This is a genomic window from Gemmatimonadaceae bacterium (assembly GCA_020846935.1).
Lineage (GTDB): Bacteria > Gemmatimonadota > Gemmatimonadetes > Gemmatimonadales > Gemmatimonadaceae > RBC101.
Map to the genome: position 1 here is coordinate 303,497 of JADLCY010000002.1, position 26,437 is coordinate 329,933.

The 26,437-nt window shown below is 66.5% G+C and carries 22 protein-coding genes; 8 read left to right on the top strand and 14 right to left on the bottom strand.

Annotation, left to right across the window (positions count from 1 at the left end):
• The first annotated feature begins 49 nt into the window (after positions 1-49).
• Complete coding sequence (locus tag IT361_05270) at positions 50-2,293, top strand: carbohydrate binding family 9 domain-containing protein (protein MCC6317084.1); 2,244 nt, start codon at positions 50-52, stop codon at positions 2,291-2,293.
• A 97-nt stretch (positions 2,294-2,390) separates the two neighbouring features.
• On the opposite strand, the gene IT361_05275 is transcribed toward IT361_05270, so the two are convergent.
• The gene (locus IT361_05275; protein MCC6317085.1) at positions 2,391-2,927 is read right to left on the bottom strand and encodes a hypothetical protein; all 537 of its coding nucleotides are present in this window, start codon (positions 2,925-2,927) and stop codon (positions 2,391-2,393) included.
• A 17-nt stretch (positions 2,928-2,944) separates the two neighbouring features.
• Between IT361_05275 and IT361_05280 the strand changes: the two genes are divergently transcribed.
• On the top strand, positions 2,945-3,517 hold the full coding sequence (locus tag IT361_05280; GenBank protein ID MCC6317086.1) for a PepSY domain-containing protein: 573 nt from the start codon (positions 2,945-2,947) through the stop codon (positions 3,515-3,517).
• A gap of 95 nt (positions 3,518-3,612) precedes the next feature.
• Here the strand turns inward: IT361_05280 and IT361_05285 are convergent, their stop codons facing one another.
• From IT361_05285 to IT361_05300, 4 genes are all read right to left on the bottom strand, one after another.
• Entirely contained in the window at positions 3,613-6,150 is a 2,538-nt protein-coding gene (locus IT361_05285; GenBank protein ID MCC6317087.1) for a protein kinase, read from the bottom strand.
• A gap of 234 nt (positions 6,151-6,384) precedes the next feature.
• Positions 6,385-8,100, bottom strand: coding sequence for a hypothetical protein (locus IT361_05290; GenBank protein ID MCC6317088.1), 1,716 nt, complete (start codon positions 8,098-8,100; stop codon positions 6,385-6,387).
• 251 nt (positions 8,101-8,351) lie between these two features.
• A complete protein-coding gene (locus IT361_05295; GenBank protein ID MCC6317089.1) occupies positions 8,352-8,987 on the bottom strand; it encodes a response regulator transcription factor in 636 nt (211 codons plus the stop codon).
• Positions 8,984-10,222 (bottom strand): sensor histidine kinase, encoded by a 1,239-nt coding sequence (locus IT361_05300; GenBank protein MCC6317090.1) that lies wholly within the window; start codon positions 10,220-10,222, stop codon positions 8,984-8,986. Before IT361_05300 ends, IT361_05295 begins: the two co-directional genes overlap by 4 nt.
• Positions 10,223-10,395: 173 nt before the next feature.
• On the opposite strand from IT361_05300, the gene IT361_05305 reads away from it, so the two are divergent.
• Together IT361_05305 and IT361_05310 are read left to right on the top strand one after the other, a co-directional pair.
• Positions 10,396-11,361 (top strand): alpha/beta hydrolase, encoded by a 966-nt coding sequence (locus IT361_05305; protein ID MCC6317091.1) that lies wholly within the window; start codon positions 10,396-10,398, stop codon positions 11,359-11,361.
• A gap of 13 nt (positions 11,362-11,374) precedes the next feature.
• Positions 11,375-12,424 carry an alpha/beta hydrolase gene (locus IT361_05310; GenBank protein ID MCC6317092.1) on the top strand — a complete coding sequence of 350 codons (1,050 nt, stop codon included), beginning with the start codon at positions 11,375-11,377 and terminating at the stop codon, positions 12,422-12,424.
• 6 nt (positions 12,425-12,430) lie between these two features.
• On the opposite strand, the gene IT361_05315 is transcribed toward IT361_05310, so the two are convergent.
• Positions 12,431-12,928, bottom strand: coding sequence for a cytochrome c (locus IT361_05315; protein MCC6317093.1), 498 nt, complete (start codon positions 12,926-12,928; stop codon positions 12,431-12,433).
• 107 nt (positions 12,929-13,035) lie between these two features.
• Positions 13,036-14,328 carry a sulfite dehydrogenase gene (soxC, locus tag IT361_05320; protein MCC6317094.1) on the bottom strand — a complete coding sequence of 431 codons (1,293 nt, stop codon included), beginning with the start codon at positions 14,326-14,328 and terminating at the stop codon, positions 13,036-13,038.
• 140 nt (positions 14,329-14,468) lie between these two features.
• Here soxC and IT361_05325 point away from each other — a divergent pair, with 140 nt between their 5' ends.
• The 3 genes from IT361_05325 to IT361_05335 all read left to right on the top strand — a co-directional run bounded on the left by IT361_05325 (position 14,469) and on the right by IT361_05335 (position 18,333).
• Complete coding sequence (locus IT361_05325) at positions 14,469-15,692, top strand: Ig-like domain-containing protein (protein ID MCC6317095.1); 1,224 nt, start codon at positions 14,469-14,471, stop codon at positions 15,690-15,692.
• A 310-nt stretch (positions 15,693-16,002) separates the two neighbouring features.
• The gene (locus tag IT361_05330) at positions 16,003-16,962 is read left to right on the top strand and encodes an aldo/keto reductase (protein ID MCC6317096.1); all 960 of its coding nucleotides are present in this window, start codon (positions 16,003-16,005) and stop codon (positions 16,960-16,962) included.
• Positions 16,963-16,965: 3 nt separating this feature from the next.
• Positions 16,966-18,333, top strand: a complete 1,368-nt coding sequence (locus IT361_05335; protein MCC6317097.1) for an MFS transporter — start codon at positions 16,966-16,968, stop codon at positions 18,331-18,333.
• Positions 18,334-18,395: 62 nt separating this feature from the next.
• On the opposite strand, the gene IT361_05340 is transcribed toward IT361_05335, so the two are convergent.
• The 7 genes from IT361_05340 to IT361_05370 all read right to left on the bottom strand — a co-directional run bounded on the left by IT361_05340 (position 18,396) and on the right by IT361_05370 (position 25,101).
• Positions 18,396-18,821, bottom strand: a complete 426-nt coding sequence (locus IT361_05340) for a hypothetical protein (protein MCC6317098.1) — start codon at positions 18,819-18,821, stop codon at positions 18,396-18,398.
• Positions 18,822-18,988: 167 nt separating this feature from the next.
• On the bottom strand, positions 18,989-19,732 hold the full coding sequence (locus IT361_05345; GenBank protein MCC6317099.1) for a transporter substrate-binding domain-containing protein: 744 nt from the start codon (positions 19,730-19,732) through the stop codon (positions 18,989-18,991).
• Between the two features lie 106 nt (positions 19,733-19,838).
• The gene (locus IT361_05350; protein ID MCC6317100.1) at positions 19,839-20,546 is read right to left on the bottom strand and encodes a hypothetical protein; all 708 of its coding nucleotides are present in this window, start codon (positions 20,544-20,546) and stop codon (positions 19,839-19,841) included.
• 633 nt (positions 20,547-21,179) lie between these two features.
• Entirely contained in the window at positions 21,180-22,574 is a 1,395-nt protein-coding gene (locus IT361_05355; protein ID MCC6317101.1) for a DUF839 domain-containing protein, read from the bottom strand.
• Between the two features lie 7 nt (positions 22,575-22,581).
• Positions 22,582-24,258, bottom strand: coding sequence for an energy-dependent translational throttle protein EttA (gene ettA / locus IT361_05360; GenBank protein ID MCC6317102.1), 1,677 nt, complete (start codon positions 24,256-24,258; stop codon positions 22,582-22,584).
• A gap of 61 nt (positions 24,259-24,319) precedes the next feature.
• Positions 24,320-24,895: a transglycosylase SLT domain-containing protein gene (locus IT361_05365; GenBank protein MCC6317103.1), complete on the bottom strand. Its 576-nt coding sequence runs from the start codon at positions 24,893-24,895 to the stop codon at positions 24,320-24,322.
• Positions 24,896-24,897: 2 nt separating this feature from the next.
• Positions 24,898-25,101: a DUF350 domain-containing protein gene (locus IT361_05370; protein MCC6317104.1), complete on the bottom strand. Its 204-nt coding sequence runs from the start codon at positions 25,099-25,101 to the stop codon at positions 24,898-24,900.
• A gap of 123 nt (positions 25,102-25,224) precedes the next feature.
• Here IT361_05370 and IT361_05375 point away from each other — a divergent pair, with 123 nt between their 5' ends.
• Positions 25,225-26,379 (top strand): membrane dipeptidase, encoded by a 1,155-nt coding sequence (locus IT361_05375; GenBank protein ID MCC6317105.1) that lies wholly within the window; start codon positions 25,225-25,227, stop codon positions 26,377-26,379.
• The last annotated feature ends 58 nt before the right edge of the window (positions 26,380-26,437 follow it).

A 26,437-nucleotide genomic window follows, 5' to 3' on the forward strand; every position in this document is an offset into this window, starting at 1 on the left:
ACTCCGTAAGTTGTCCGGCCACACCTGAATTCATCTGTAACTCATCATCATGACACTCCAGGGGTTTCGCGCCGCCGCCGGCGTCGTTCTGCTCGCGTCGTCCGCGATGGCGCAGTCACAGGGGCCGACCACACCCGGAGCCGGCGCTTCTGCGGGCCGCGCGGGCAAGGTTGCAGTCACGACCTCACCGCCGACGATCGACGGCCGCCTCGACGACGCGGTCTGGCGCGAGGCGGAGCTCTTTACCGACTTCGTCCAGCGGGAGCCCCTGGAGGGGACGCCGGTTTCCGAGCGGACCGAGGTCCGCGTGGCAACCGACGGACAGGCGCTCTATGTCGCGGCCTGGCTTTATGACCGCGACGCCGCATCCATTGTCCCGAGCGAGAAGATTCGCGACGTCACGCTCACCAACTCGGACTACTTCGGCTTCATCCTCGACACGTATCACGATCGGCAGAACGGCTTTCTGTTCGGGACCACGCCGTCAGGCGTCGAACACGATGCGCAGATCGTTCGAGAGGGCGAAGGGGGCGGCGTGTTCGCGGGCGGGCAGACCAGGGCGCAGGCGGGGTCGATGGGTGGCGTGAACCTGAACTGGGACGCCTCCTGGACGGTCGCCACCTCGACGGACTCGGCGGGCTGGTACGCGGAGTTTCGCATTCCGTTCTCGACCATCCGCTACGGTGCCGGCGCGACGCAAACGTGGGGCTTCAACATCATGCGAGGCATCCGTCGCCGGAACGAAGAAGCGCTGTGGTCGCGCGTGAACCGGCAGTTCAACATCCATCGTCTTTCGCAGGCCGGGACGCTCGAGGGTGTGCAGGTACCGGTGAAGCGCATCGCGACGGTCACGCCCTATGTCCTCGGCCAGTCGACGCGCACGTACGCAACGCAGTCCGAGTTCAGGTATCCGGCGGAGTGGGGCCTGGATGCCAAGTACGGTGTGACGCCGAGCCTGACGCTCGACCTGACCTACAACACCGACTTTGCGCAGGTCGAAGTCGACGAGCAGCGCACGAACCTCACGCGGTTTCCGATCTTCTTCCCCGAAAAGCGCCCCTTCTTCCTCGAGAACGCGGGCGTGTTCTCGGCGGGCACTCCGCAGGCCGTGGACCTGTTCTTCACCCGACGCATCGGGATCGACTCGTTAGGGCAGGTGACACCGATCATCGGCGGCGGTCGACTGACGGGCCGCGTGGGCGGCCTCACCGTGGGCGCGCTGCAGATGTTCACCGACGACGTCGGGCAGGTGAACGGCAACTCGTACACGGTGGGTCGTGTGCTCAAGGAGATCTCCTCGCGCTCGCGGATCGGCGTGATCGGCGTGCAGCGGCAGCGCATGGGTGACAGCGACGACTACAACCGCGTATTCGGCGTCGACGGCCGACTCGGCGTCGGGCAGGCGTGGACCTTCGATGCGTGGGCGTCGAAGTCGCAGACGAAGGGCCGCGACGGCGACGATGCCGCGTTCAGCGGCCGCGCCGAGTTCCGCACGCGGGACTGGAACAACAACGTGCGCTTTCTGCAGGTGGGCGAGGACTTCAATCCTGAAGTCGGCTTCATGGGACGCCCTGGCGGGTACCGGTTCTACGACATCTCCACGATGCGCCTGGTGCGCAGCACGAAGTGGACGCGGGTGCGCCAGTGGAACCCGCATGTGAACTTCCGCGGCTACTACGACATGGACGGCTACTACCAGAACGGCACGATCCACGTCGACGTGACCGAGGTGGAGCTGAACAGCGGGGCGCGGTTTGGTCCCGAGATGAACGTGACGCACGAGGGCCTGCAGGTGCCGTTCGCGATCGCTCCGGGGGTGAACATTCCGGTGGGGTCGTACGACTGGGCGCAGCTCGGATTCGATTTCAACTCCAACCCGAGTGCCCCGCTGTCGTTCAGCGGACGCACGGACTTCGGGCCGTTCTACAACGGCACGCGCAACGGTGGCAACCTCACACTCACCGCGCGCAAGGGTTCGTCGATCTCCTCGTCGCTGCTGCTGGACTACCAGGACGTGAACCTCGACCAGGGCAGCTTTATCCGGAAGCTCGTGGGCCTCAAGTTCGCGTACTTCTTCACCCCGCGCGTGTTCTTCCAGTCGCTGACGCAGTACAACAACCAGCAGCAGGTCTTCACGTCGAACCTGCGGTTTGCCTGGCTCAACACCGCAGGCACCGGGCTCTTCATCGTCTTCAACGACGGGCAGACGGCAGACGGCTTCACGCGCTGGCGCGACCCGATCGCGCGGTCGTTCACCGTCAAGTACACGCGGCAGATCGGTTCCGGCGGCTAGCCGTCGTCGCGCTCGCCGCGCCAGTCGGCGTCCAGAGGGCTTTCGTGCTTCGTGTCCCGCGCGTCGACCCCACTGCTTAGCGGCAGGATCGACGCGCTCATGAGGTCGGCGGTGGGTCGTCGCGCTGGGCGGGCGGAACCATCGGGGGCAGGATACCCGCGTCGGTGACCATGCCTTCGATGGCTTCGGGGATCATCGCGGGCCAGAGCACGAACCCCTGCAGCAGGATGAGCGGCCGCGGTGAACGGCCCGTCCCGGCATAGCGGCGGCGTGCCCAAAGTTCGTACGCCAGCACGAACAGGCCACCCGCGGCGGCAAAAACGCACCACGTGACGACGGCAACTTTCCACGGCAGCAGCAGCACCATCGCGAGCCCCGCCGCGTAGCACGTCACGAGTCCGACCGTTCGCATGCCCCGCATGGCACGGTTCACGACCACGACACAGCTCGTGAAGAGCGTGACCCCGAAGAGCATCATGGCCCACATGATGTCGACGTTCCAGATCGTCATGGCGGCGTGGCGGGGGCGATCACGGGTTCGGACCAGCGGATCGTGGAGATACGTTCGCGGGCCTTCGAGCCGCAACGTGCCGATGGCTGCGCGGAGGTCGCCCTGCGTGTAGTTTCGCGACACTCAAACCTGAATGAATCATGAGTTCGCGAACTGCGTGGTGGCGCCAGTGGCATCGCTGGATCGCCTTTCCTGCCTCGGTCTTTATCCTTTTCGCTGCCGTCACGGGCATTTTGACGGCGTTCACCGAGTTCTTCGGCGAGGAGGAGACCATTCGCGAGCGGACTCGGCAGCTGGTGAGTCCGGTGACCCTTGCTGCGCCGGCAGCGGCGTGGTCGGAGCCCATCGGCCGGGCGCTGGCCGCGGCCCGCGAGACGGCTGGTGACGCGCCGATCGACAAGGTGACGATCGAATTCAAGGGTGATGCGCCGCGCGTGATGGTTTTCACGGGTAAGCCTGAGGGCGGCGAGGATCGCAAGTTCGTGATCGATGAAAAGACCGGTCGATTGCTCGCCAACGAGACGTACGCGGACAAGCCGTTGCTCTACCGGATCCACTCCGGCGAATTCCTGGGCGACGGTGGCCTGGTGGTCGCGATGGGCTGGGGGCTGGCGCTCGCGTTCGTCGGCCTCTCAGGCGTCGTGATCTATCTGCGGATCCTCCTGCGACCTCGCACACCCGAGCCAGTTGGCCTGAAGCGATTTTTCTGGTAGAACCGATGGTAGAGTAGATCGATGGCAGGAGGTTCGCAAACCGAAGGAACGCGCCCCACCGCACATCTGTCCCGGTCCGTCCATGCATCCGTCCGTCATTGGACGGGCCGAAGCGCCACCTCAAACGGCGGATAGCCACGAAGGGCCCGGAGGGGGTAGGAGGCATGCCACAGGCTCTTTGGAACACCCTGCTTGTAGGCCTCGGCTAGCCCTGTCATCGCCGCCTCGCGGTCGCCAAGCTCGGCCATGATTGCCGCTCGCCAGAACGTGTGATTGCCAAAGAGCCACGGCCGCGTCAGTGCACCTAACGAATCAGCGACCGCCATCGCTCCGGCGCGGTCACCCTTGCGCGCGAGCGCTAGGCCGCGGTAGCCCGCGAGCGTCAGCAGAGGCGCCGAGGATGGCTCGGGTTCCGTCGGCCCAGTGCGTGAGAACACCTGGAGCGCCGAATCCACGAGGCCCTGCACGAGGAGGGCCGATCCCAAGGTGACGCGATGGAAGGCGTCCGGTCGCCCTCCTCGCTGGGCAGCATACCAACGCGTGACCTGTCCAGCGATCTGTCGAGCGGTCACCGAGTCACCGTGGGCGTCGAATTCCAGCGCTCCAGCCTGAACGGAGTGCACGACGCGGTCGAGACCCGCCGTGCCTCGAAGGAGAGAGTCCGCGAGCGCAGCTCCCCAGGCCCCCTGCCCAAGTCCTGCCAGGGGCATCATGTGCGATGCAAGGAGACGACGATCATCCGGATACGCGCGACGCCGATCCAGCAGCATAGCAAGTTCGTGTGCGTAGTCGGAACCCAGATGATACGTCCCGGCGAGCACTGAAGTCTGAAATCCCAGCGGCCATCGCCGTGCCAGAGACATCGAGTCTACTTCCAACAAGGCGCGGAGCGCTTCGCCATGACGCAGGGACCAGAGTGCATAGAGCCCGGTCAGGTACGCCGGAAGCCCACGTGGATCGCGCTTCATCAACCTGCGAGCGGCCACGAGTTCCGCCTCGATGTCTCCCGCCAGGATGCCTCTGTTCATCGCGAGCCAGTCGCGCTCATCGGCCGACAGGCGATTCTGAAATCGGCCAAATAGGCTGACGACAGCGGCGCTCGAATCCCACATGGCGACGTTCGCGTACGCCGTGGCAAGCGTCACGTACGCTGCGAACAGGGTGGAGTCGATGGCGATTGCGCGATGCAGATGCCGGCGGGCACGTGGATAGTCGACGCCGAAGAACGCCAGGCCCTCGCTGAACTCGAGATACGCCTCGATCTTCGGCGCGCGAGTCATCACCCAATTGCCGTCGATGGCAAACGCGCCAAGCACGCGGTCACGCAGCACGTCGACGGCCTCGCTCGCTGCGGTGCGCACGCCCACCACGGGATCTATGGCTCTGGGCATGGTTCCGCCTGCCGCGCGGGTGATCGTTGCCTGCAAGCGCAGAGAGTCCCCCTGAAGGTAGATGGAGCCATGCACGATCACCGACGAGTTCGTTGCATTCGCCAGGTAGGAGGCGACGTCCACGTCGCGTGGCGCATTGCTGAGCGCTGCCTGAACCGCCGTCGCGGAGAGCACGACCAGCGTATCGTCCCGCGAGAGTTCACGGGTCAGCACGTCGGCCGTGTAGCGTCCAAGAACGTCGAACTGCGGTTCACCCGTCTCGTTCGCGAACGGGGCAACAGCGATGAGCTGCGCCCGAGGCACTACTTCGCGGGGACGCGTCCCGGCAAACCAGCCGCCGACGGCGGCGAGCGCGAGGACCGCCCCGCTCGTCCAGAGCACGACGGCGCGACGAGTGCCCGGAGTCCGCACCGGCGCCGGATGGCCGACGGACGACGCCGCACCAGCGCGTTCCGTGACCGACGAAGGCAACGTGCCGCTGGGTGTGGCGAGCGCATCGAGGGTTTGAATCAGCTCCGACGCCGCCTGCGGTCGGTCCGCGGGTGACTTCTCGAGGCAGCGCATCACGAGAGTAGCCAGCGCGGGCGGCGTGGCCGGCCGCGCCTGCTGAACAGGGACGGGCACCTCGTTCACGTGCGCCGCCAGCGTCGCCTGAGCTGAACGGCCCGCGAAGGGCGTGTGCCCGACGAGCATCTCGTAGGCAACCACGCCAAACGCATAGACATCCGCACGGTGATCAGTCCGCGGGTCAGCGGTGCCCTGCTCCGGGGACATATATGCCGGCGTGCCCAACGCCATTCCCTGCGACGTCAACGAAGCTTCGCCGGCGTCGGCGATCGCCTTGGCGACGCCGAAGTCGGAGACGAAGGCTGCACCATCGGACAGCAGGATGTTTTCTGGCTTGATGTCTCGATGCACGACGCCGCGTGCATGTGCGTGAGCCAGCGCGCTCGCGATCTCCCGCAGCGTGGGAACAATCGCGCCAATCGGCAGTTCTCCCTGGTGTTCGAGCCTTGCTCGCAACGACTCGCCAGCAACGAACGGCATGCTGTACCACGGCACGCCGGCCGCCTCGCCCGCACTGAGAAGCGGGACGACATGTGGGTGCTGGAGCTGCGCAGCCACTCGGATCTCGCGCATGAAGCGCTGGATCGAGACGGCGCCCGCCATCTCCGGCGGCAGGACCTTGAGCACCACTTTGCGACCGAGTGCCGTCTCCGTTGCGACAAAGACGCGCGCCATCCCTCCAGGAGCAAGCTCGCGCTCAAGCCTGTACCGCTCCCCCAAGGTCTCCTGCAGCCGTTCTGTGAGGTTCTGACCGTCCACGCCGCCCTCGGGGATGCAATGTCCAGCTCCTCGAATGCACAAAGTCTGCAAAGCGTGCGAAGGACAAGCAAGGCGTGTGGCGCGAAGCGGTAGAGGTTGCCACCGGTCCGCTGAACCTGTCATCCCAGCCGTCCATCCCTCGACCCTATGCTAATACCGCCAGCTCCGCAGGTCCGCGCCCGTCGGCGCCGTCGTCAGCATGCGCTCCACGAACCATGGCGTCGCCATCTGCACGTAGCGCAGACGAGACCACGCGTTTCCGCGCGTGTGATCGCCGTTCCAGCAATGCTCGTCGCGATCGCCATAGTCCACCACCGCATCCGCCGCAGGGTTCGCAGTCTTCAGGAACTTCTCCACCTCGTAGACCGCGTTGTTCAGGTAGTAGTTGTCCATGTCGCCCACGTAGATCCGCAACTTGCCCTTGAGCTTCGGCGCCAGCCGCGGCCAATCGCGCTGCAGGATGTGCGAGAGATCGTAGTGTTCCTTCCAGTACGCCGCGGTCACGGGGTCGATCTTCCCTGTCTCCTTGTCCCACAGGCGCCGCGGATAGCCGTCATCCCCCACGGGCGAATACACGCTCTCCCACACGTCCCACTGGTCGCCCGAACGGCCCCTGGTGCCGAGCGTGAGCTCGTACTGGTTCACCTCGGCGAGCGTGGCATCGACGTGACCGAGGTAGTTCCGATGCCCGGGACGCGGAGTCTTCTTGAAGCGCGAGGGCATGAAGTACGCGTTCGTGTCCTTGTAGATGTCCACGACGGTGTAGTGCCGGAAATCAATCGGGTCCGGGCAGGCCACCCACGCACCGTTGTACTCCTCAGGATAGAACATCTGCACGGCCATGGACTCCCAGCCGCCGGTGGATCCACCGAAGACAAACCGCGCCCAGCCAGCGCCGATGCCACGGAACCGCTTCTCGATCTCGGGAATCAGCTCGTACTGGATCGCATCGCCATAGGGCCCGTTGTTCGCCGAGTTCACCGCGTACGAGTCGTCGTAGTAGGGCGTCGCATGCTGGATCTGCACGAGCAACACGCGCGGAAACCCGGGGCCGGTCCAGTCCTTGTACAGTTGATACGATTCCGCCTGCTGGATGCGGTTGTACCCGGCCAGCGAGAAGCGCTCGGAGTAGTCCGGAGCGAGGTTCGGGTCCGGTGGCGTCTCCCGCCAGTTGTCCGGCGTCGTCGAGAAGTGCCCGTGGTTGATGACCAGTGGATAGCGCGACCCGGGGTGATCGTTGAAGCCCCACGGCAACGTCACGAACGCCGCGACGTACATGTCGCGTCCCCAGAACTTCGAGAGCCGCTCGCTCCGGATCCGCACGTGCTTGACGTATTCGGTCTCCCTGAACGCCGGGATCGGCGGGATCTCCTCCTCGAGGCTCAGGCGAATCACATCGGCACGCCGCGGATCGACCGCCGTCCATGTCGGGCGGGAGTAGAGGTTGCCCGGCTTGATGTTCCAGTGCTGCCCCTCGCCCTTGTCGGGGGGCAGCTTCACGGTGTGGCCATCGCCGCGGACAAACGTTTCGTAGCGATTGATGATCGCCTGCACGCGATAGCGCCCGGCCGCGAAATCGGCGAGATGCCTGACGGGGAACCCGTGCGCGCCGGCGTCGACGTACCGCACCTCGCCGGGCTTCCAGTTTTCGACGTCGATCGCGAACGCGGCACTGGTGCCGAGGCCCCACGAGAACTGATCCTTGGGCTGGCCGGTGCTGTCCGCCGAGAGCAGCACGAGGAGTCGACCGTCAATCGGCGCGGCACTGCGCGTTGCCGGAAAGGTGACAGCAAAGCGCAGGCGCGCGACGGGCTGCTGCGCCCCGAGCACCGTGGCCGTCGCGAGGAGGAGCGGGAGAAGGCGCATATAGAGGGGGACTCCGCGCACGAGGGAAACGTGAGGAACTTCAGGCCGCTGACGTCGCCCAAACACTGAGGCGCTGTACCGGATCAGGCAAGCCGATGCCGCGCCCGGTACCCCCGGGACGCCACCGTTGCGCGCGCCGCGCGTGACCCCGCGCACGGCCGCTGCTCAGGCGTCAGCGGGTCCGTCGCCCCCAGAGCGTTCAGACACCAGGTACGGAGCACCTCCACCCGTTCGGGTCAGGTCGGAGATGCCTAACGCGCGGTTGGCAGGATGCCTCGTTCGATTGCCGTCGTGACGGCCGCCGTCCGGTCGTCCACGCCGAGTTTCCCGAAGATGTGCAGCAGGTGCGTCTTGACCGTTGCCTCGCTGATCCCCAGGTCGCGCGCGATGAGCTTGTTGCTGGCCCCGCGGGCGACGAGCGCCAGCACCTCCAACTCGCGAGCGCTCAGACTGCGGTCATCGTTGCCGCGCGCCAGACCGACCAGACGCGAGGCGACAGACGGCGACAACACTGACTGCCCCCGCGCCGTCGCTCGTACCGCCCGGAACAACTCCTCGCGCGGCGCCTCCTTGAGCAGGTAACCCGTGGCGCCAGCCTCGATCGCGCGCAGGACATCGGCATCGGTGTCATACGTGGTGAGAACCAGCACATGCGTTCCCGGGAAGCGCTGGCGGATCTCCCGCGTGGCACCGACTCCGTCGAGAACGGGCATGCGCAGGTCCACGAGGGCAACAGCCGGCGTGAAGCGCTCCACCAGAGCGATGGCTTCGCGACCATTCGCTGCCTCACCCACCACCTGAAAGTCGGACTGCGATGCCAGCAGGCCCTGCAGACCGGCGCGCACGATCGGGTGATCGTCGGCCACGATCAACGTGATGCGACTCATGAAGGCCTGGTCCAGGCGCGCGTCTCTGCCGTCTGCCACGTCGGGAGCAGGACGCTGACCGTGGTCCCGACGCCCATTTCGCTCTCGATCGCAAGTTCGCCACCGAGTTGCTCGATTCGCTCGCGCATCGCGCGCAGGCCGAAACCGACTCCGTTCATGGCCTCGGATGGCACGAACCCTGTTCCGTCATCGCGCACGTCGAGCGCGACCCGTTCGCCCATATAGGAGAGCGTCACCACGACCTGCGCGGCTCGCGCGTGCTTCCACACGTTGTTCAGCGCCTCCTGAACGGCACGCAGCAATGTGATGTCCGCCTCGGCATGCAAAGGCAGCGCAAGCCCCACCACCGAAGTGCGTACGGCCACTCCCGTGCGCATCGACCAACGCTGACCAGCGCGCGCGATCGCCTCGGGCAGCTCTGCGTGCTCGAGCAGATCAGGACGCAGCGCCCCGATGACACGACGCAGATCCTCCAGGCTCTCACGCGCTACGCTCCGCGCTCGCCCCAGATGCTCGCCCACCTCCGTCGACGCCGCGGGCAGCATCTGCTCGGCGGATTCAAGGTGCATGATGGCTGCGCTCACACCCTGCGTCACCGTGTCGTGCAGCTCACGCGCGACGCGCTGCCGCTCCTCCAGAGCGCCGGCGATTCGCTCCGCGGCCGCCAGGTCGTCGCGAGTCGCAGCAAGCGTCTCCGACAGAAGCTGGACTCGCGCCGACTGCCGGACGACCGAGCGAAGGAAGAGACCAACGAATACCAGCAGTATCCCCCGCGAAGCGAGAAAGGCGATCAGCTCCACCGCACTCATCTCGGTCGTGCTCGGGGCCCGCCCCGCCAGTCCTGCATGCCCGGCCAGCACGATCGTGCATCCGATCGCCCACGGCAGCGGGAGCACGACGAAGTACATCGGCGCGATCGCGAGACCAACGAGCCAGAAGGAGAGCGCGTGATGGGTGAGCCCGATGTTCAGCGCGATCGCTGCGACGGCCAGCAGCCGCAGGTCCCTCCACCGTGTGACTCGCGGGCGCGTGATCGTGTACACCCACACGACCACCCAGCCGATGAGCGCAAGTGTCAGTGGAACAACGCGCACGGGGCCGGGGGCGCCATCCTGCCACCAACCGGTGAGCGCAATCGCGAGCAGCACCGCGAACGCCAGCGGCCAGCGGCGCATCCAACGCGTCCAGGCCCAGGCGGCCCACTCGTCGCGCTTCAGGTCAAGGGAAGTCGCCACGACCGCAAGTTACCCACGACCATGAACCTTGCAGCGGCCAATTGACGGAGCGCGGCATCCATCGATCGATGGATGGCCGCACGACGAACGAGCGATACAGTGTCGCGCGAGGGGCGCGTAGTGTCGACAATCGCGATGCATCACGCTCGCGAGCACCGACTTCCATACTCGCCATGCGACGCCTCTTCATCACCTGCCTGCTCGCCCTTGCGGCGTGCACCGATAGCACCGCGCCGATCGGGCGCGAGCCCACACGCGGATTCGTCACCGTGGCCGCCGACGTCAAGCTGGAGTACATCGACTACGGCGGCTCGGGTTACCCTCTCGTCCTCCTCGCCGGACTGGGCAATACCGCGCACGTCTTCGAGTCCTTCGTGCCCCGCCTGAGTGGCACGTATCGTGTCATTGCCATCACGCGTCGGGGATTCGGCGCCTCCACCCAGGCCAGCTACGGCTACGACACCGGCACGCTCGCCGAAGACATCCGCACGGTGCTGGACTCTCTCCGGCTGTCACGCGTGCATGTCGTCGGCCACTCCCTCGCCGGTGACGAGATGACGCGCCTTGCCCTGGATCATGCCGATCGCATCGGCAAGCTCGTATTCCTCGACGCGGCCTACGACCGGACCGCACTCGGCGCCCTCATCGCCGCACATCCGTTCCCCGCAGCTCCCCCACCCGGTGGGTTGGATCTGGTTTCCTCGTCGGCGCTCGGCCGATACCTGGCACGCATCCGCGGCATCACGCTGCCGGACGCCGAGGTGCGCGCGACCTACACGTTTGATGCGGATGGAAGCGTGTCCGGTGAAGTGACGCCTCCGGAGGTGCTGCTGGCGCTCCTCCAGGGCATCGAGGCACCAGAGTGGACGCGGGTACGGACGCCGTCGCTCGCGGTGTACGCCGTACCCCAGGATGCGGGTGATGTGTTGCCATGGCTCGGCGCCGCGTCACCCGGATGGGCGAGTGCCCAGCGCCTGATCCGGGACGTCTACATGCCCTTCTACCGACACGAGCGTGAGCGCTTCCGCGCATCCACATCCGATAGCAGGGTGCTCGAACTCCCCGGAGCGAACCACTACGTCTTCCTCTCGGACCCTGCTCGCGTAGCGCAGGCCATCCGCGACTTCCTTGGACGCTGACGGAGTCACGACGATGCGCACTCTGCTCGCTCATGCATTCCTGCTCGCCGTCTCCACCTGCTACGCTGGATGCCATCGGGCGGTGTCGCCAGAGCGGCCGTCACCGCAACGCACGGCGTGGGTGGACACCCTGGGTTTCCGGAATCGGCTCGTTGGGACCGGGGATACGTGGGTACACACGATCGACTATGGCGGACGTGGACCGGCCCTCGTGTTCCTCGCCGGACTCGGCAACTCCGCGCATGTATTCGATGAATTCGCCCCACGCTTCACGAACGCCTATCGCGTGGTCGGCCTCACGAGACGCGGCTACGGCGAGTCAGGGCGGCCCTCCGATGGCTACGACACCGCACGACTGGTGGAGGACGTACGGATCGCCCTCGATTCGCTTGGCATTACCGCCGCCGTGCTCGTGGGTCACTCGGTGGCAGGTGATGAACTCACCGGGTTTGGTGCGCGATACCCTGCGCGCACGCTCGGCCTCGTGTATCTCGACGCGGCGTACGACCGACACGGCATGACAGCCAAACTGGTGCAGCGCTTCTTCCTCAATCAGTTGCCACCGTCGGCCCCCGGGCCGCGCGGCGACGATCGCAAGTCCGCGCTGGGCATGCAAGCATTTCTCGAACGCACCTACGGCGTCCCGTGGCCGCTCACCGAGGTGCACGCCACCCGGCGCTTTGATGCTGACGGTCGCTATGTGGGCGACGCGGGGGCCGGTAGCACCGGCTTCAAAGTCATGCGCGGCGAGGAGGCGATGGCATACGAACGCCTGACCGCTCCCGTGCTCGCGATGTACGCCACCGAGCGTTCGGTCGAGCGGGACTACCCCTGGATCCGCCACATGACGATCGGGCGCGGCTTCAAGTACATGGACGCGCTGCGTGCAAGCCGCGCTCAGGATCGCTTCGAGCGGGGTGAGCGCGAGAGGCTCCGGAAGGCGCTACCGAACGCTCGAGTCGTGGAACTGAAGGACGCGTCGCACTACGTGTTCATCTCGCACGCAACGATCGTCGAGGAGGAGATGCGCCGTTTTCTCGAGAGTCTCCACCCGGCCAGTTGACGCGATCTATCGGAACCCCGCCCCGCCCCGCCGATCGTCCGGAACGAAGCGATCCCGCGACGGCATCCGCACGGCCGGGAGCGACGTGGCGTCCATCACCTGCTCGCGCGGGATCACGTCGTTCTCGGCCAGGATCCACGCGATCACGGCATAGGTTTCGTCAGCCGTGAGCGTGCCGGGCGCGGTCTGCGGCATGGCGCGGCGGATGTAGTCGAAGAGCGTCGTCGCGTACGGCCAATAGTTGCCGACGGTCTTCACCGCGGCTGGCGCCGTGGCAAACGAAAAGTCACGGGACTCGCGGCCCACGAGCCTCGGGTTCGGTGGCACGCCACCCTCGCCACGCGCGCCATGGCACGAGCTGCACCTGGTGGCGTACACGACCGCACCCGCCGCCGCGTCACCGCGGCCGGTTGGCAGGCCCTCTCCCGCGGCATTCACATCGATGTTCCACGCCGAGACCTCCTCCGGCGTAGCCGGGCGACCGACGTCAAAGCGCGCCGGCATCGGCTCGGCCTTGTGCACCGTTCCGCGCTCTGCGCCAGGGGCGGACGGAGCGCACGCGAGGCACACGATTGCGGCCAACTGCACGCCGACGTTCGTGCACGCAGGCCTCACGCCTCGCCTCCGTAGGTGATGCCCCCATCGGCGGCGACCTTCCAGGAGCGGATGTGATTGTAGTGGTAGTCGGTGCCGGGTCCGCGCGCGGCCCTGAACTCGGCGAACGTCGGCTGCACGTAGCCGGTCTCGTCGACCGCCCGGCTCATGAGCGTGGCGGGTGCGCCGTCCCACTTCCACATGTGCGTGAACCGGATCGCGGCCCTGGGTGAGGACGTGCCCTGCAGTTGCGCCTCGATCCACGAGGCACCGCCGTCGGTGGAGACGTCGACCGCGGTGATGCGCCCACGACCGGACCACGCCAGCCCAGACACCTGCACCCACCCCTGCCCGACGAGTCGGTTGGGCCAGGTGGGGTACGTGATCGTCGACTTCGCATCGAGGTCAAACGAAAAGATGCGTGCCTTGCCACCGGGCAAGGGGTCCGTGTACTTCGAGGTTTCGTCCTTCGACATGTTGGGTTCGCGATTGAGCTCGAGCCGCCGCAGCCATTTGACGTTCGTGTTCCCCTCCCAACCAGGAAGCAGCAGGCGCACCGGATAGCCGGCCGGCGGCCGCAAGGGCTCGCCATTCTGAGCGTACACCAGAAGCGCGTCGTCCTGCAGCTTGGACAGGGGAATGCTGCGCGAGAGGAGGGCCGCATCGCCGCCCTCGGCCAGGGCCCACTGCGCCTCCTTTCTGACGCCGCCCGCCTCAGCCAGCACGGTCGAGACCGGGACACCCGTCCACTCGGCGTTGCACAACAGGCCGTCGATGTTCTGCGGGGACAGATCCGGCTTGATGCCCTTGTAGCCGACGCGCCCGTTGCCCGAACACTCGAGGAAGTGCACGCGGGTCACCGACGGCAGCGTCATCAGGTCGTCCAGCGTGAAGACCATCTCGCGGCCCACCAGTCCGTGAACGAGGAGCTGGTAGCTGGTCGGGTCGATCGTGGGTACGCCGGCGTGGTGTCGCTCGAACTGGAGGTCGGTGGGCGTGATGTTGCCGGTGAACTGATGCAGGGGAGTGAACGAGCTGCCCGACACGGCGCCTGTCGGCGACCGCCCGGTGACCACGAACGGTGAGCGTCCACTGGTGGCCGAGGTGGGCGCGCCGAGGACTTTCGTCGGGTCCGGGGGCGCCTCGGGAATCGAGGGCACGGAAGGCGCGGGCGGCGCCGACTGCCCCGCAGCACCTCCGGGAAGCGTGGCGAAGATGACGGCACCGGCCACAGCCGCTGCCCCACCCACGAGGGCGCGGCGACTGAGTAGCGGGTCGGCGGCTGGATCGCCCGATGGCGAATTCGGCATGGACAAGCGAAGGTGACGAGGGCAATTCTGTAGCCCGCCCCACCGCTTCACTAGTTCACGCGGCCTGCCTGCATGCTCCAACGCCAGCCGACGCTCCCGGTCGCGGTACCACCGGCCCGCTCATCTTCACCGCTCCGACCGTGCGAAACCAGATCCGTCTCTACGCACTCGTCCTTGCCGCCGCACTGATCCCGTCGGCGTGCTCCCTGAGTGACCGTCCCGGTCGAGCAACACTGCCGACCGAGCTCAGCGCCGATCTCTCGGGCGCGGAGGCAAGCGCCGGTGGCAACGACATCGTACTCGTCACGGTGACCCCCGATTCCAGTTCGATCGCCATCGGTGGCACAGTCGCGCTCATGGCGAAAGCCTACAACGCGAATGGCGGCCAGAACCCCTGGGTGCGCTTTACGTGGAGTTCGTCGGCGCCGGCCATCGCGGCGGTGTCCGCGTCGGGTCTGGTGACCGGCGTGAGCGCCGGAAGCGCGACGATCAGCGCGACCACGATGGGAAACTTCACCGTCGGCACCGCCACCGTGCATGTCGCGGGACCGCCGCCTCCGCCTCCGGGAGGCTCGGAGACCCTGATCGCCGCGGGCGACATCGGGGTCTGCAGCACAACGTATGACGAAGCAACGGCGACGGTCATCGATGGGATTCCCGGCACCGTTGCCGCGCTTGGCGACCTCGCCTATCCAGCCGGGTCGACCACGGATTTCCAGAACTGCTATGACCCGTCGTGGGGACGGCACAGGGCGCGTACCCGCCCGGCCATCGGCAACCACGAGTATCAATCGGCGAACGGCGCGCCGTACTTCACGTACTTCGGTGCCGCGGCGGGCTCGCCGACCCAGGGCTACTACAGCTACGACCTCGGCGACTGGCACATCGTCGTGCTCAACAGCAACTGCTCGCGCGTCTCCTGCGCCGCGGGCGCTTCGCAGGAAACGTGGCTTCGCGCCGACCTGTCGGCCACGACGAAGGCCTGCATCCTCGCGTATTGGCACCACCCCCGCTTCACCTCCGAATGGCGCGGGGGCAATCTGAACGTCGCACCGCTGTGGGACGCACTCTACCAGTTCGGTGCCGACGTCGTCCTCAACGGACACACGCATTTCTACGAGCGCTTTGGGCTGCAGAACCCGTCGGCGGTGGCCGATCCCAACGGAATCCGGCAGTTCATCGTCGGTACGGGCGGCAAGTCGCCGCTCGCGGCGTTCAGCACGATCAAGCCAAACAGCCAGGTGCGGCAGAATCACACGCACGGAGTTCTCAAGCTCACGTTGGGGAGCTCGAGCTACACGTGGGACTTTGTCCCCGTTGCCGGCAAGACCTGGACCGACAGCGGGACACAAGCCTGCCATTGAGCGGGCGCACACCTCGTACGCTCGTACGCCGCTGACGGGTTCGCAGGTCGCGCAGCTCGCCAGGACACCCCGGCACACCCCTTCCGGTGAGGTTGCGCTCGAGGCTCCGGCCCGGCGGCACGCTCCTGCATCGCGGAGCGAAGCAGCGAGAAGACGCGCTGGCGCTCGGATCGCCGTGCCTGTTTCGTCCTCCAGTCGCTGCCGATCATGCATCTCCGGCGTCGACAGGCGCACGACAGCGAATGCCGCGATGCCCGCGTAACCGCATAGCCGCTGGCACCCACATGCTCTCCGCAGGAGGACGACTCTCATGATCTCCCGTCGCGATTGGCTGGCAGTGAGCGCTGGCGCCGGAGCCGCGCTTTCCCTTACACCGGCTCTGCTGCGCGCGATCGAACAGGGGCAGCTCATCCGTCGCGCCATCCCCTCGACCGGCGAGCTGCTGCCGGTGATTGGCCTGGGCAGCTCGGCGACCTTCTCGCAGGTGGCGCGGAGCGAGGAGGTCAGTGCACTGGAAGCGGTCTTCACGGCGATGACCGACCGCGGCGCGTCGGTCTTTGACACCGCGCCAGGGTATGGCGCATCGGAACAAGTGGCTGGCGGTATCGTCAACCGGCTCGGCATTGCCGACAAGGTGTTCTGGGCCACCAAGGTCAACGTTGCGGGCCGTGGCGGTGCGTCCGCCGATCCGGCGGCGGCGCTCGCGCAGATCGACCGGTCGTTCCAGATCCTCGGCCGGCCAAAGATCGACCTCATCCAGGTCCACAACCTGGCCGACGTGCCAACCCAGCTCGCTGTCCTCAGGGACGTGAAGGCGCAGGGCCGCATCAGGTACCTCGGCGTGACGACCACGAGCGACAGCCAGTACGGCGAACTCGAGGCCATCATGCGCGACGAGCCGCTGGACTTCATCGGAATCGACTACGCCGTCGACAACCGGGGCGTCGCCGAACGCATCCTGCCACTGGCACAGGAACGACGCATCGGAGTGCTCGCGTACGCGCCGTTCGGGCGCACGAGCCTCTTTCGCCGCGTGGCCGGCCACGAGGTCCCGGCATGGGCGCGGGAGTTCGACGCGACCACGTGGGCGCAGGTGTTTCTCAAGTACATCATCGCGCACCCCGCCATCACGGTGGTCACTCCGGCGACGAGCCGGGCGAAAAACATGATCGACAACATCGGCGGCGGGGTCGGCCGGCTCCCGACCGAGGCACAGCGCCGTCAGCTCGAGTCGTTCATCGACGGCCTGCCCGCTGCTTCCCGTCGTTAGCACATGCCACCGACCGCCACCACGAACGAAACCGGGCTCGCCGCGCGACTCAGGAACGCGCTGGGCGCACAACCGGGCGAGGGCTTCGTCCTCCTCTGGTCGACGGCCTACTACTTTCTCGTCCTCTGTGCGTATTACGTCATCCGCCCCATCAGGGACGACATCGGCGCGTCGAGCGGTGCGGAGAACCTGGCGTGGCTGTTCACCGGGACGATGGGCGGCATGCTGCTCGTGCATCCGCTCTACACGGCCCTCGTCTCCCGGCTCACGCGCCGCCGCTTCATTTCATGGACCTACCGGTTCTTCATCCTGAACCTGGTGGGGTTCTACGTGGCCTTCCGCCTCGGCGATCCGGCAAACGCCGTCTGGACCGGGCGCGTGTTCTTCATCTGGACCAGCGTGTTCAACCTGTTCGTGGTGTCGGTGTTCTGGTCGCTCGTCGCGGACGTCTTTGAACCGGCCCAGGGCAAGCGACTGTTCGGCATCGTCGCGGTCGGCGGCACCGTTGGTGCCATGCTCGGCGCCACGATCACCACGGCGCTCGTCGGCGTCCTCGGCCCGCTCAACCTGATGCTCGTGTCTGCCCTGGTGCTCGAGCTGGCCGTGCGCGCCTCACATGGGCTCGACCGTGGCGAAGCGGCGATGCGCCGCGCCACCGACGCATCGGCGACACAGACAACATCGAGCAGCGACGCCGAGCGCGTGATCGGTGGCGGCGTGACGGACGGCATTCGCCACGTGCTGTCGTCGCCCTACCTGCTCGGCGTGGCCGTCTTGATCCTGTTCTACACCATCTCGTCGACGTTCCTGTATTTCCAGCAGGCCGACATCGTTGCCCGCGTCTTCAAGGACGACCCGACGGGCCGGACGCGCGTGTTCGGCGCGCTCGACATCGCCGTCAACGCGCTCACGCTGATCGCCCAGCTCTTCCTGACGGGTCGCGTGATGAAGTGGCTGGGCGTCGGATTTGCGCTCGCCTTCCTCCCCGTCGTGACGCTGGTGGGTTTTGGTGTGCTTGGCGCCGCACCGGTCCTGTGGGTACTCATTGCGTTTCAGGTGGCGCGTCGCGCCGGCAACTTTGCCATCCAGCGACCCGCGCGCGAAGCGCTCTTCACCGTGGTGCCGCGCAGCGACAAGTACAAGGCGAAGAACTTCTCCGACACGTTTGTCTACCGGCTGGGTGATCAGGTGGGCGCGTGGGCCTACGCCGGCATGGCCGTGTTTGGGCTCGGCCTCTCTGGTCTGGCGTTCACCATGGTCCCGCTCTCGGCCGCCTGGCTCGCCCTCACCGTCTGGCTCGGGGGCCGGTACCGTACGCTCGAGCGCGCTCGACAGGACGCCAGCGCCGGAGCCCAGCGCGGCGCGGCGTGAGTGAGCGGTGCCGCGTGAGGAGGCGCGACGACGCACGCCTCACTCACGACGCACCCGTCGAACTACATCTTGTGGAACATCAGGTCGCCGCAGGCAACGATCTTTGCCATGTTGGACGCGGACTCGTGGATGTTCACGTAGTAGCTGCCCTTGTCGGGCAGCGCAACGGCGAGCGTCGCCTTGCTCGTTCCACCGCCGCTGGCGTCCGCCGTGATCGGCGTGTAGGCCGACCCGTTGCCGAACACGCCGCCCGGCTTTGTGCAGCTGCCGATGTGTACGTGCCAGGGTCGCACCGAACCCGCGGCGTCTCCCATCAGCTTCACCGAGACCACGGTGGTGTTGGCCTGGGTGCCGGGATTCATCTCGGCGCTGCCCTTGATCTTCGAGCCGTCCTTTCCGGTGATCGAACCCATCCACATGTTCGCCACGCCGGTGAAGGCGGCCGTCGCCAGCACGAGAGTGGACAGGCCGATGAAGCGATATCGCATGGTCCTTGGGAGTGTGGGTGAGAACTGCAGTCTTGCTCACGGTCGCGCTGCGGGCAATCTGGACGCGGTCGCCGCGCGGCGAAATACACCACGGATCGCTCGACGTTCGTGAACGACCTCCGCCGGCGACACCGGGAGCGCACGCGCCTCACCGTGCGGGCGTTCGCCTATGGCAACGAGCGCTCGGCCGCAACCATGACGCCGCGGATGCCGTGGTCAGCGATGAGCCTTCCCACCATCCCGGCACCGATGGCCGAGCGCACGAAGGACGCCACGTGCTGAGCACCAGCCGGGCATGACCGCCGAGTGCCGATTGCTTGTCGGACGCGCATGAACTGTCCGTCGAGAACGGTGGAGCCCGGCAGTCGCTCCTGATCCTGCAGGAGCCCCGCCCGCAGTCCGGCGAGCGCATCCAGGCCCTCTCGGCGGAAAAGGTCGAAGGAAGCGGGAATGCTGTCCGCGCGAACGAGCTGCGCGGCACGCAGCCCGCGCTCGAGGTGCAGGTCGTACGCACTGCGTCTCGCCGATGCGATGCGGATGCCCGGCGCATCCACGTCGGCGATCGTCCGGAGGCGTGACCCGGGCGGCACCAGGTAGGTGGCCTCGATCTCGACATACGGATCGGAGGACACGATCTCCGATGCGCGCGCCGGATCGGCGCCGATGAACGCGACGTCCCACGCATCGTGCGCCGCCGCATCGGCGGCGAGTCCGGCATTCTCGAACCCGACGAACCGTGGTTCGGCGTTCAGCGACTGTGCCAGCGCGCGCCCGAGGTCGGCGGCGACGCCGGCGGCGTCCGGTGCTGGCGCGGTGACGAGCAGAAAGTTCGCGTGGTTGAGCGCTACACGCAGAATGCCGTTGGGTGCCAGTTCGATGCGCGCCGCCTCGACCGTACAGGCTGATTGCATGTGGACCTCAGACCGCACGCGGCGCACCGCCGGCGCGATCCTGGAGAATGGCGAAGATCTGCTCGGCGGCGAATCCGGAGGCGTTCTTCCTCATTGGGCCCCACAGTCAGTCGCGACTCGGATAGTCATAGTAGAGCAGCTGCTGTAAGCCGTCGGCGGTTGCGCGAGCCGCGTACAGGCCTCGCGCACCAAAACCAAGCAGACGCGTGCCGGCCGGAAACCGTGCGCGTGAGTAGGGCGACGCGCGCGAGGAGAGGATGGCGTACTCCACAGGGTTCTTCTCGTTCTGCGGGGCAACCTGAACCCAGACTTCCCCACTTGGAGCAGCCACCAGCGGAGCATCACCAACAAAGGGAGGCAGGAACTTCGGCCATCGATAGTCCTTGTCGGTTCGTAATGTCCGACGCGCGGAGGCAGCAAACACCTTTCGAGTGCCCTGAGCGTCAATGCCCATGATCATCTGCGGGGTGGCGTTCTTCCAGGACAGCCACAGCTGGCGATGCCATTCAGCCACCGGCACGCGCCGTGCCGGGAGCGCAAGGGAGACGGTGGCGCCCCTGGGATTCACGTCGACGCGCGCGCTACCTGCTCGCGCGACGAAAACATCGCCATTCTCTCCGACTGCCCATGCATCGGTCGCCGGAAAAGCTCCAGGCGGAGCTCCGGCGACACGAACAGGCACTCCCAAAGTCGCCACGGTATCGAGCTTCCCCGACCCCCGGGCCAGCCGCAGGAGCGGAACTGAATCAATCCCGTCAGCGTCACTGCTCGTGCGCGGAGTACCCGAGAAGTACATCCGGCCTTGTCGATCCATGAACTGAGGCGGCTGAAAGCGGACCTCGCTGCCCCGCCATGTCGCGAAGGCAATGGTCTGCAAGAGCCGCGCGTCCGCTCCAAGCAAGGTGAGTCGCTCTGCACCCACATCCACCAACACTGAGGTGTCGCCGCGTAAGGCATACAACGCGGCAGGAAGGACGTACTCGCCAGGGCCCTGCCCCTCTCTCCCCACCTGCGTCGCGCGCCCGCTCCCTCGCGAGAGGATCATCACTCGGCGGTCGCCCGTATCCAACGTGAGGATATCTCCACTTGATAGCTCACGCACGGACACCAGGTACGTGAACTCCTGAGAGTAGACAATCTGGGGTGTGGCAAACGCGATCTCTCGCTGGGCCTCAGCTCGTGAGTTCGCAATCAGCAGTGCGCCACAGCTCAGCACGACCGACAAACGAGCGAGCCAAGGCCTGGGGCCGCTGGGCAGTCGCCTGCTCAACGCACGTGGGTGAGGCGGGGTGTCCCGCTGCCCTCCGAAGTACTTTCTGCCTCGCGTTCTCATTTTCAGGCCTCCGTTCAACTCGTCCCTCCACCGACGTGAAACCTCGGCGGCTCGCCCAACTCGTTCGTCGCGCGATCTGGAGGCGTCGTGCGTCACCCAACCCGCCCGACGAAACTAGAGCGCGCCCAGGTGCCAGGGGCCGCGGATCGCCAGCGTCACGCCCTTCGCGGTGCCGGCATCGACGGTGGCTCCCATGATGTTCAGAAACAGCACGCGACCGTCGGGGCTGAAGCACGCGCCCGCAAACTCGCTGGTGTTGAGCACGTTCCTGGCAAAATCGAAGATCGCACCATCGCGCGTGAGGCCCCGGATGTGCTGTTCGCCGGAACCGTCCTCGCAGATCACGATACCACCGCGCGGACTCACCGTGATGTTGTCGGGATAGTCCAGCACGTCGCGTCCCGGCGACTCGAACACGAGCGTCAGTTCACCACCGTCGCTCGCCGTAGGTCGATACTGCCACACCTGGCCGCACCGGGCATCTCCACCATTGGTCGCATGGAAGTACACGCTGTGGTCGCGCGCCCCGCCGTACCAGCACCCCTCGAGGCGCGAAAAGCGGGCGGCGCCCTGGTCGAACCCCTGCGCAAACACGGCGCCCGTGTCGTCCCAGGTATAGTCGGGGTCGGGGTTGTCGATGTTCACCCACACCACCGGGAGCGCCTCGCCCACACGCTGGCCGTCGGCGGTGTCGTAGTTGGGTCGACCACGCACCGCGAGCATCTGGAGGCGTCCGCCGTCACGCAGCATACCGCGCGTCGTCGGAATGAAGCGGTAGAAGCCGGCGATCAGACGATCTTCAGTCTCATAGACGATGCCGGTGCGCGGATCGACGGCGACGGCTTCGTGGATGAAACGCCCCATCGCGATCAACGGCTCGGCGACCACTTCGGCTTCGGCGCTGGCGCTCACCTCGAAGATGTAGCCGTGCTTCTTCTGCCACCCATCGCGCGTGCCTTCGGTGCTCTCCTCGCAGGAGAGCCAGGTGCCCCACGGGGTGGGGCCGCCCGCGCAGTTGACGATCGTGCCGCTCAGGCTCACGAAGTCACGGACCAGCGTGCATTGCCCATCAGCATCGATGCGCACTTCGAGCGATGTGGTGCCCCCGCCGCCCTTCGGGTCCCACGCCGTGGCCACGTCGCCCTTGAGCTTCGCGTTCGGCGACGAGTCGCGGTTCTCGTGGTTGCGAATGAGCCGCACGTTGCCGTTTGGGAGAGCAAAGGTCGCCATCCCGTCGAACGCATTCGGCGTCTGCCGTCCGTCGGACATGGGCTGCCCCGCACGGCTGATCACGGTGTAGCTGAATCCCTGGGGAAGCGCCAGCTCCGGTCCGGCCACCTGGAGCGGGCCGTAGCCTCCATCGCCCAGTCCGGCGGTCCTCACCGCCACACCTGAAGACGGACGCACGCCACGAGAGCACGCAACGAGGCCGGCGAGCGAAGGAGCAACAAACGGAACGCTGCCGGCAAGGTGCGCCGAGTGTCTGAGGAAAGCGCGACGGGACGTCATGAGAGCTTCAGCTGCGCACCAGCTTCTTGTACTTGATGCGGTGCGGTTGATCCGCGTCCGGGCCCTTCCGCCGCTTGAGGTCGTCGATGTACGCGCCGTAGTTCCCTTCGAACCACACCACCTCGGAGTCTCCCTCGAACGCGAGGATGTGCGTCGCGATGCGATCGAGGAACCAGCGGTCGTGCGAGATGACTACCGCGCAGCCGGCAAAATCGAGCAACGCTTCCTCGAGCGCACGGAGCGTGTCGACGTCGAGATCGTTGGTCGGCTCGTCGAGCAGCAGCAGGTTGCCGCCGCCCAGCATCGTCTTGGCCATGTGCAGGCGGTTGCGCTCACCGCCCGACAGGTTGGCCACGAGCTTTTGCTGGTCACTGCCACGAAAGCCGAACGAGCTCACGTAGGCGCGCGAGTTCATCTCGCGCTTCCCGACCATGATGCCTTCGCTGCCGCCGGAGATCTCGTCCCACACCGTCCGCGCGCCATCGAGCGTGCGCGTCTGGTCGGAGTAGGCGATCTGCACCGTCTCGCCGATCCGGAGCGAGCCCGAGTCCGGCGACTCGCCGCCGGTGATCATGCGGAACAGCGTCGTCTTGCCGGCGCCGTTGGGGCCGATGATCCCGACGATGCCGCCACGCGGCAGCGAGAAGTTCACCTGCTCGAACAGCAGCTTGTCACCAAACGACTTCTTGAGGCCATCCGCGATCACGACATCGTTGCCCAGCCGCGGCGCGGGAGGGATGACGATTTCATTCTGCGCGATGCGCTCGTTCTGCGCTTCGCTCGCCAGCTCCTCGTACTTCTGAATGCGCGCCTTGTTCTTTGCCTGACGGGCGCGCGGGGCCATGCGCACCCACTCCAGCTCGCGTTCGAGCGTCTTCTGCCGCGCGCTGGCGGTCTTCTCTTCCTGCGCCATGCGCGTCTTCTTCTGCTCGAGCCAGCTGGAGTAGTTGCCCTCGTACGGAAAGCCGCTTCCCCGGTCGAGCTCGAGGATCCACTTGGCGACGTTGTCGAGGAAGTAGCGATCGTGCGTGATCGCCACGACCGTCCCCGGAAACGTTTCGAGGTGCTTCTCCAGCCAGGCCACCGACTCCGCGTCGAGGTGGTTCGTCGGTTCGTCGAGGAGCAGCATGTCGGGCTGCTCGAGGAGGACGCGGCACAACGCAACGCGGCGCTTCTCGCCGCCCGAGAGGATGCTGACGTCGGCGTCGCCCGGCGGCAGCCGCAGCGCGTCCATCGCCACCTCGATGTGGTTGTCGAGGTTCCACAGGTCGAGATGGTCGATGCGGTCCTGCACCTTCGCCTGCTCATCCAGCAGTTTCTGCATTGCGTCGTCATCCATCGGTTCGGCGAACGCCATGGAGATCGCGTTGAACCGGTCCAGCAGCGCGCGCTGCTCCTTCACCGCCAGTTCGACGTTGCCGCGCACGTCGAGCGAGGGATCGAGCTGCGGCTCCTGCGGCAGGTAGCCGATCTTCGTGCCGGCCGCGGCCCACGCCTCGCCGTTCCAGTCCTTGTCGACGCCCGCCATGATGCGCAGCAGCGAGGACTTGCCGGCGCCGTTGGAACCGAGCACGCCGATCTTGGCGCCCGGGTAGAACGAGAGCCAGATATCGTTGAGGATCACGCGCGAAGGTGGAACCACCTTCGTGAGTGCCTTCATTACATAGATGAACTGCGGAGCCATGAGTCGGGTCTTGGGGGGAGGTGCGGGCGAGGGAATCTAACGCGGCACCACCGATCCCGAGTCAGCGACCCAGGCCTTCCCGCGCCTTTCGGATGCGCTCGATGTAGTCCAGCGTCTCCCGGTGACGCCACCTCGGCACACGTGGAGCCACCGCGCGGATGCTCGGCCAGACGCGGGGATCGAGCTTTGAACGTCGCGCCTCGCCCTGCGCCCGGAGCAGAGTGCGTCGGCCGGCGTTGTAGCTGCCGAACATGAACTCCGTTCGGTGATCGATGATCGAGTCCGCTTCCCACAGGAGCCACAGGCGCCGGTTGTAGTGAATGCCGGCCGCGATGTTCATGTCGGGGTCGTCGATCCACTTCAGGTCCTCGTTCTCGGACTGGATCGCGCGAAAGGTCGACGGCATGAGCTGCATCACGCCACGCGCGCCTGCTCGGCTGCGCGCCGTGCTGTCCAGATTGCTCTCGGTCATGCCCTGGGCCTTGAACAGCTTCCAGTCGAACGTCGGGCCGAAGTAGCGCTTGCTGTACTTCCGGAAGGTGTCGTCGTAGTCCACCCTCGTCCGCGAGCGCTGCGCGTGTGCCGTCATTGACGCGACGAGCACGGCGAGCGCCGCCAGCAGGTGCCGCCGCCTCACGGTCAGTTGAGCGCCTGGCCGATCACGATCGCGATCGCGAGGAACAGGGCGGCGATGAAGATCGCCACGGCCACGTTCCCCTTGCGCAGCTCTTCATTGAAGTTGACCGACGGTGTGATCCAGTCGATCACGCGGTAGGCCATCACCATGAGGACCACACCAAGCGCGGCGTACAGGAAGTTCTGCCCGACGATTCGCCATTCCATGCTGGTCTCCGCGAAAGACGCCCACCATGCCTGACGACCGGCCGGCCGCCCGGGAAATGTAGCGCGCCCATTCCGCTTCCGTGCGTCGTGTCACCTATTCGAGGGATCTTTGCCATCCCGCGCATGACTCACGAACTCACGCGGCGGGCCTTCGCCCGTCAGGCCGCCCTCGGTGCCCTCGCCGCGCCCCTTCTCCCGCGCGTGACGCTCGCCGAGGCCCCATCCGTGCCGCCATCAGCGTGGCCAGGCTACGAGCGCGCCATGGTGATCGACATGCTCGCGACGCCGGGCCCGTTCAACGTCCCGGACATGTACGCCCGTCCGCTGACGCCGGCGATGGTCGAGAACGTCCGACGCTCCGGCATCACCGCCGTGAACTCCACCATCAGCGGCGGAGGCCGCGCCGAGGAGGCGTTCGAACAAACGATTGAGAGCATGGCGGCGTGGCACCATGAGTTCGTGGCTCATCCGGACCTGTTCCTTCAGGTACGTCACGTGGCCGACCTCCACCAGGCGAAAGCCGAGCGCAAGCTTGGCGTGATCCTTGGATTTCAGGACACCACCGCCTATGGGGATCGCCTGGCGCGTGTCGAGACCTTTCACCGGCTCGGCGTGCGTATCGTGCAGCTCACCTACAACGGCCCGAACCTCGTTGCCGACGGTTGCCTCGTGCCGAAGGATGCCGGACTCAAGCCGTTCGGGCGCGAGATCATCTCCCAGCTGAACGCTCGCGGCACCCTCATTGACCTGAGCCATACGGGGTGGGAAAGCACGAAACAGGCCATCGAGGCCTCGCGCGCGCCGGTGGCGGTGACGCATTCCGGCGCAGCCGCGCTCAACGACGTCCCGCGCAACAAGCCCGACGCGCTGCTTCGCCAACTCGCGGCCAGGGGCGGCGTCGTGGGCGTGTACATGATGCCGTTCCTGCGCGCGCGGGGACAGCCGACAGGTGAGGACTTCCTGCGCCACCTCGGCCACTGCATCAACGTGTGCGGTGAGGACCACGTCGGCATCGGCACCGATCTGTCGATCTCTCCGCTCGACCTCAACCCGGAGTTCCGCGCCCTGCACGCCGGGTTCGTCAAACAACGCCGTGCGGCGGGCATTTCCGCGCCCGGCGAGGCCGAAGACGTGTTCAACTACGTCCCGGAATTCAACCAGCCCCGCCGCCTCGAACTCGTAGCCGACGCAATGGCAAAGGCCGGCCATGGCTCGGCACGCATCGCCAAGGTGATCGGCAACAACTGGTTGCGACTGTTGGGGGAGGTCTGGACGTGACGCTGACACCGGGTTGGCCCCGCCGCACCCCTCTGGTTGCCACCCGCTAGATTGCGCG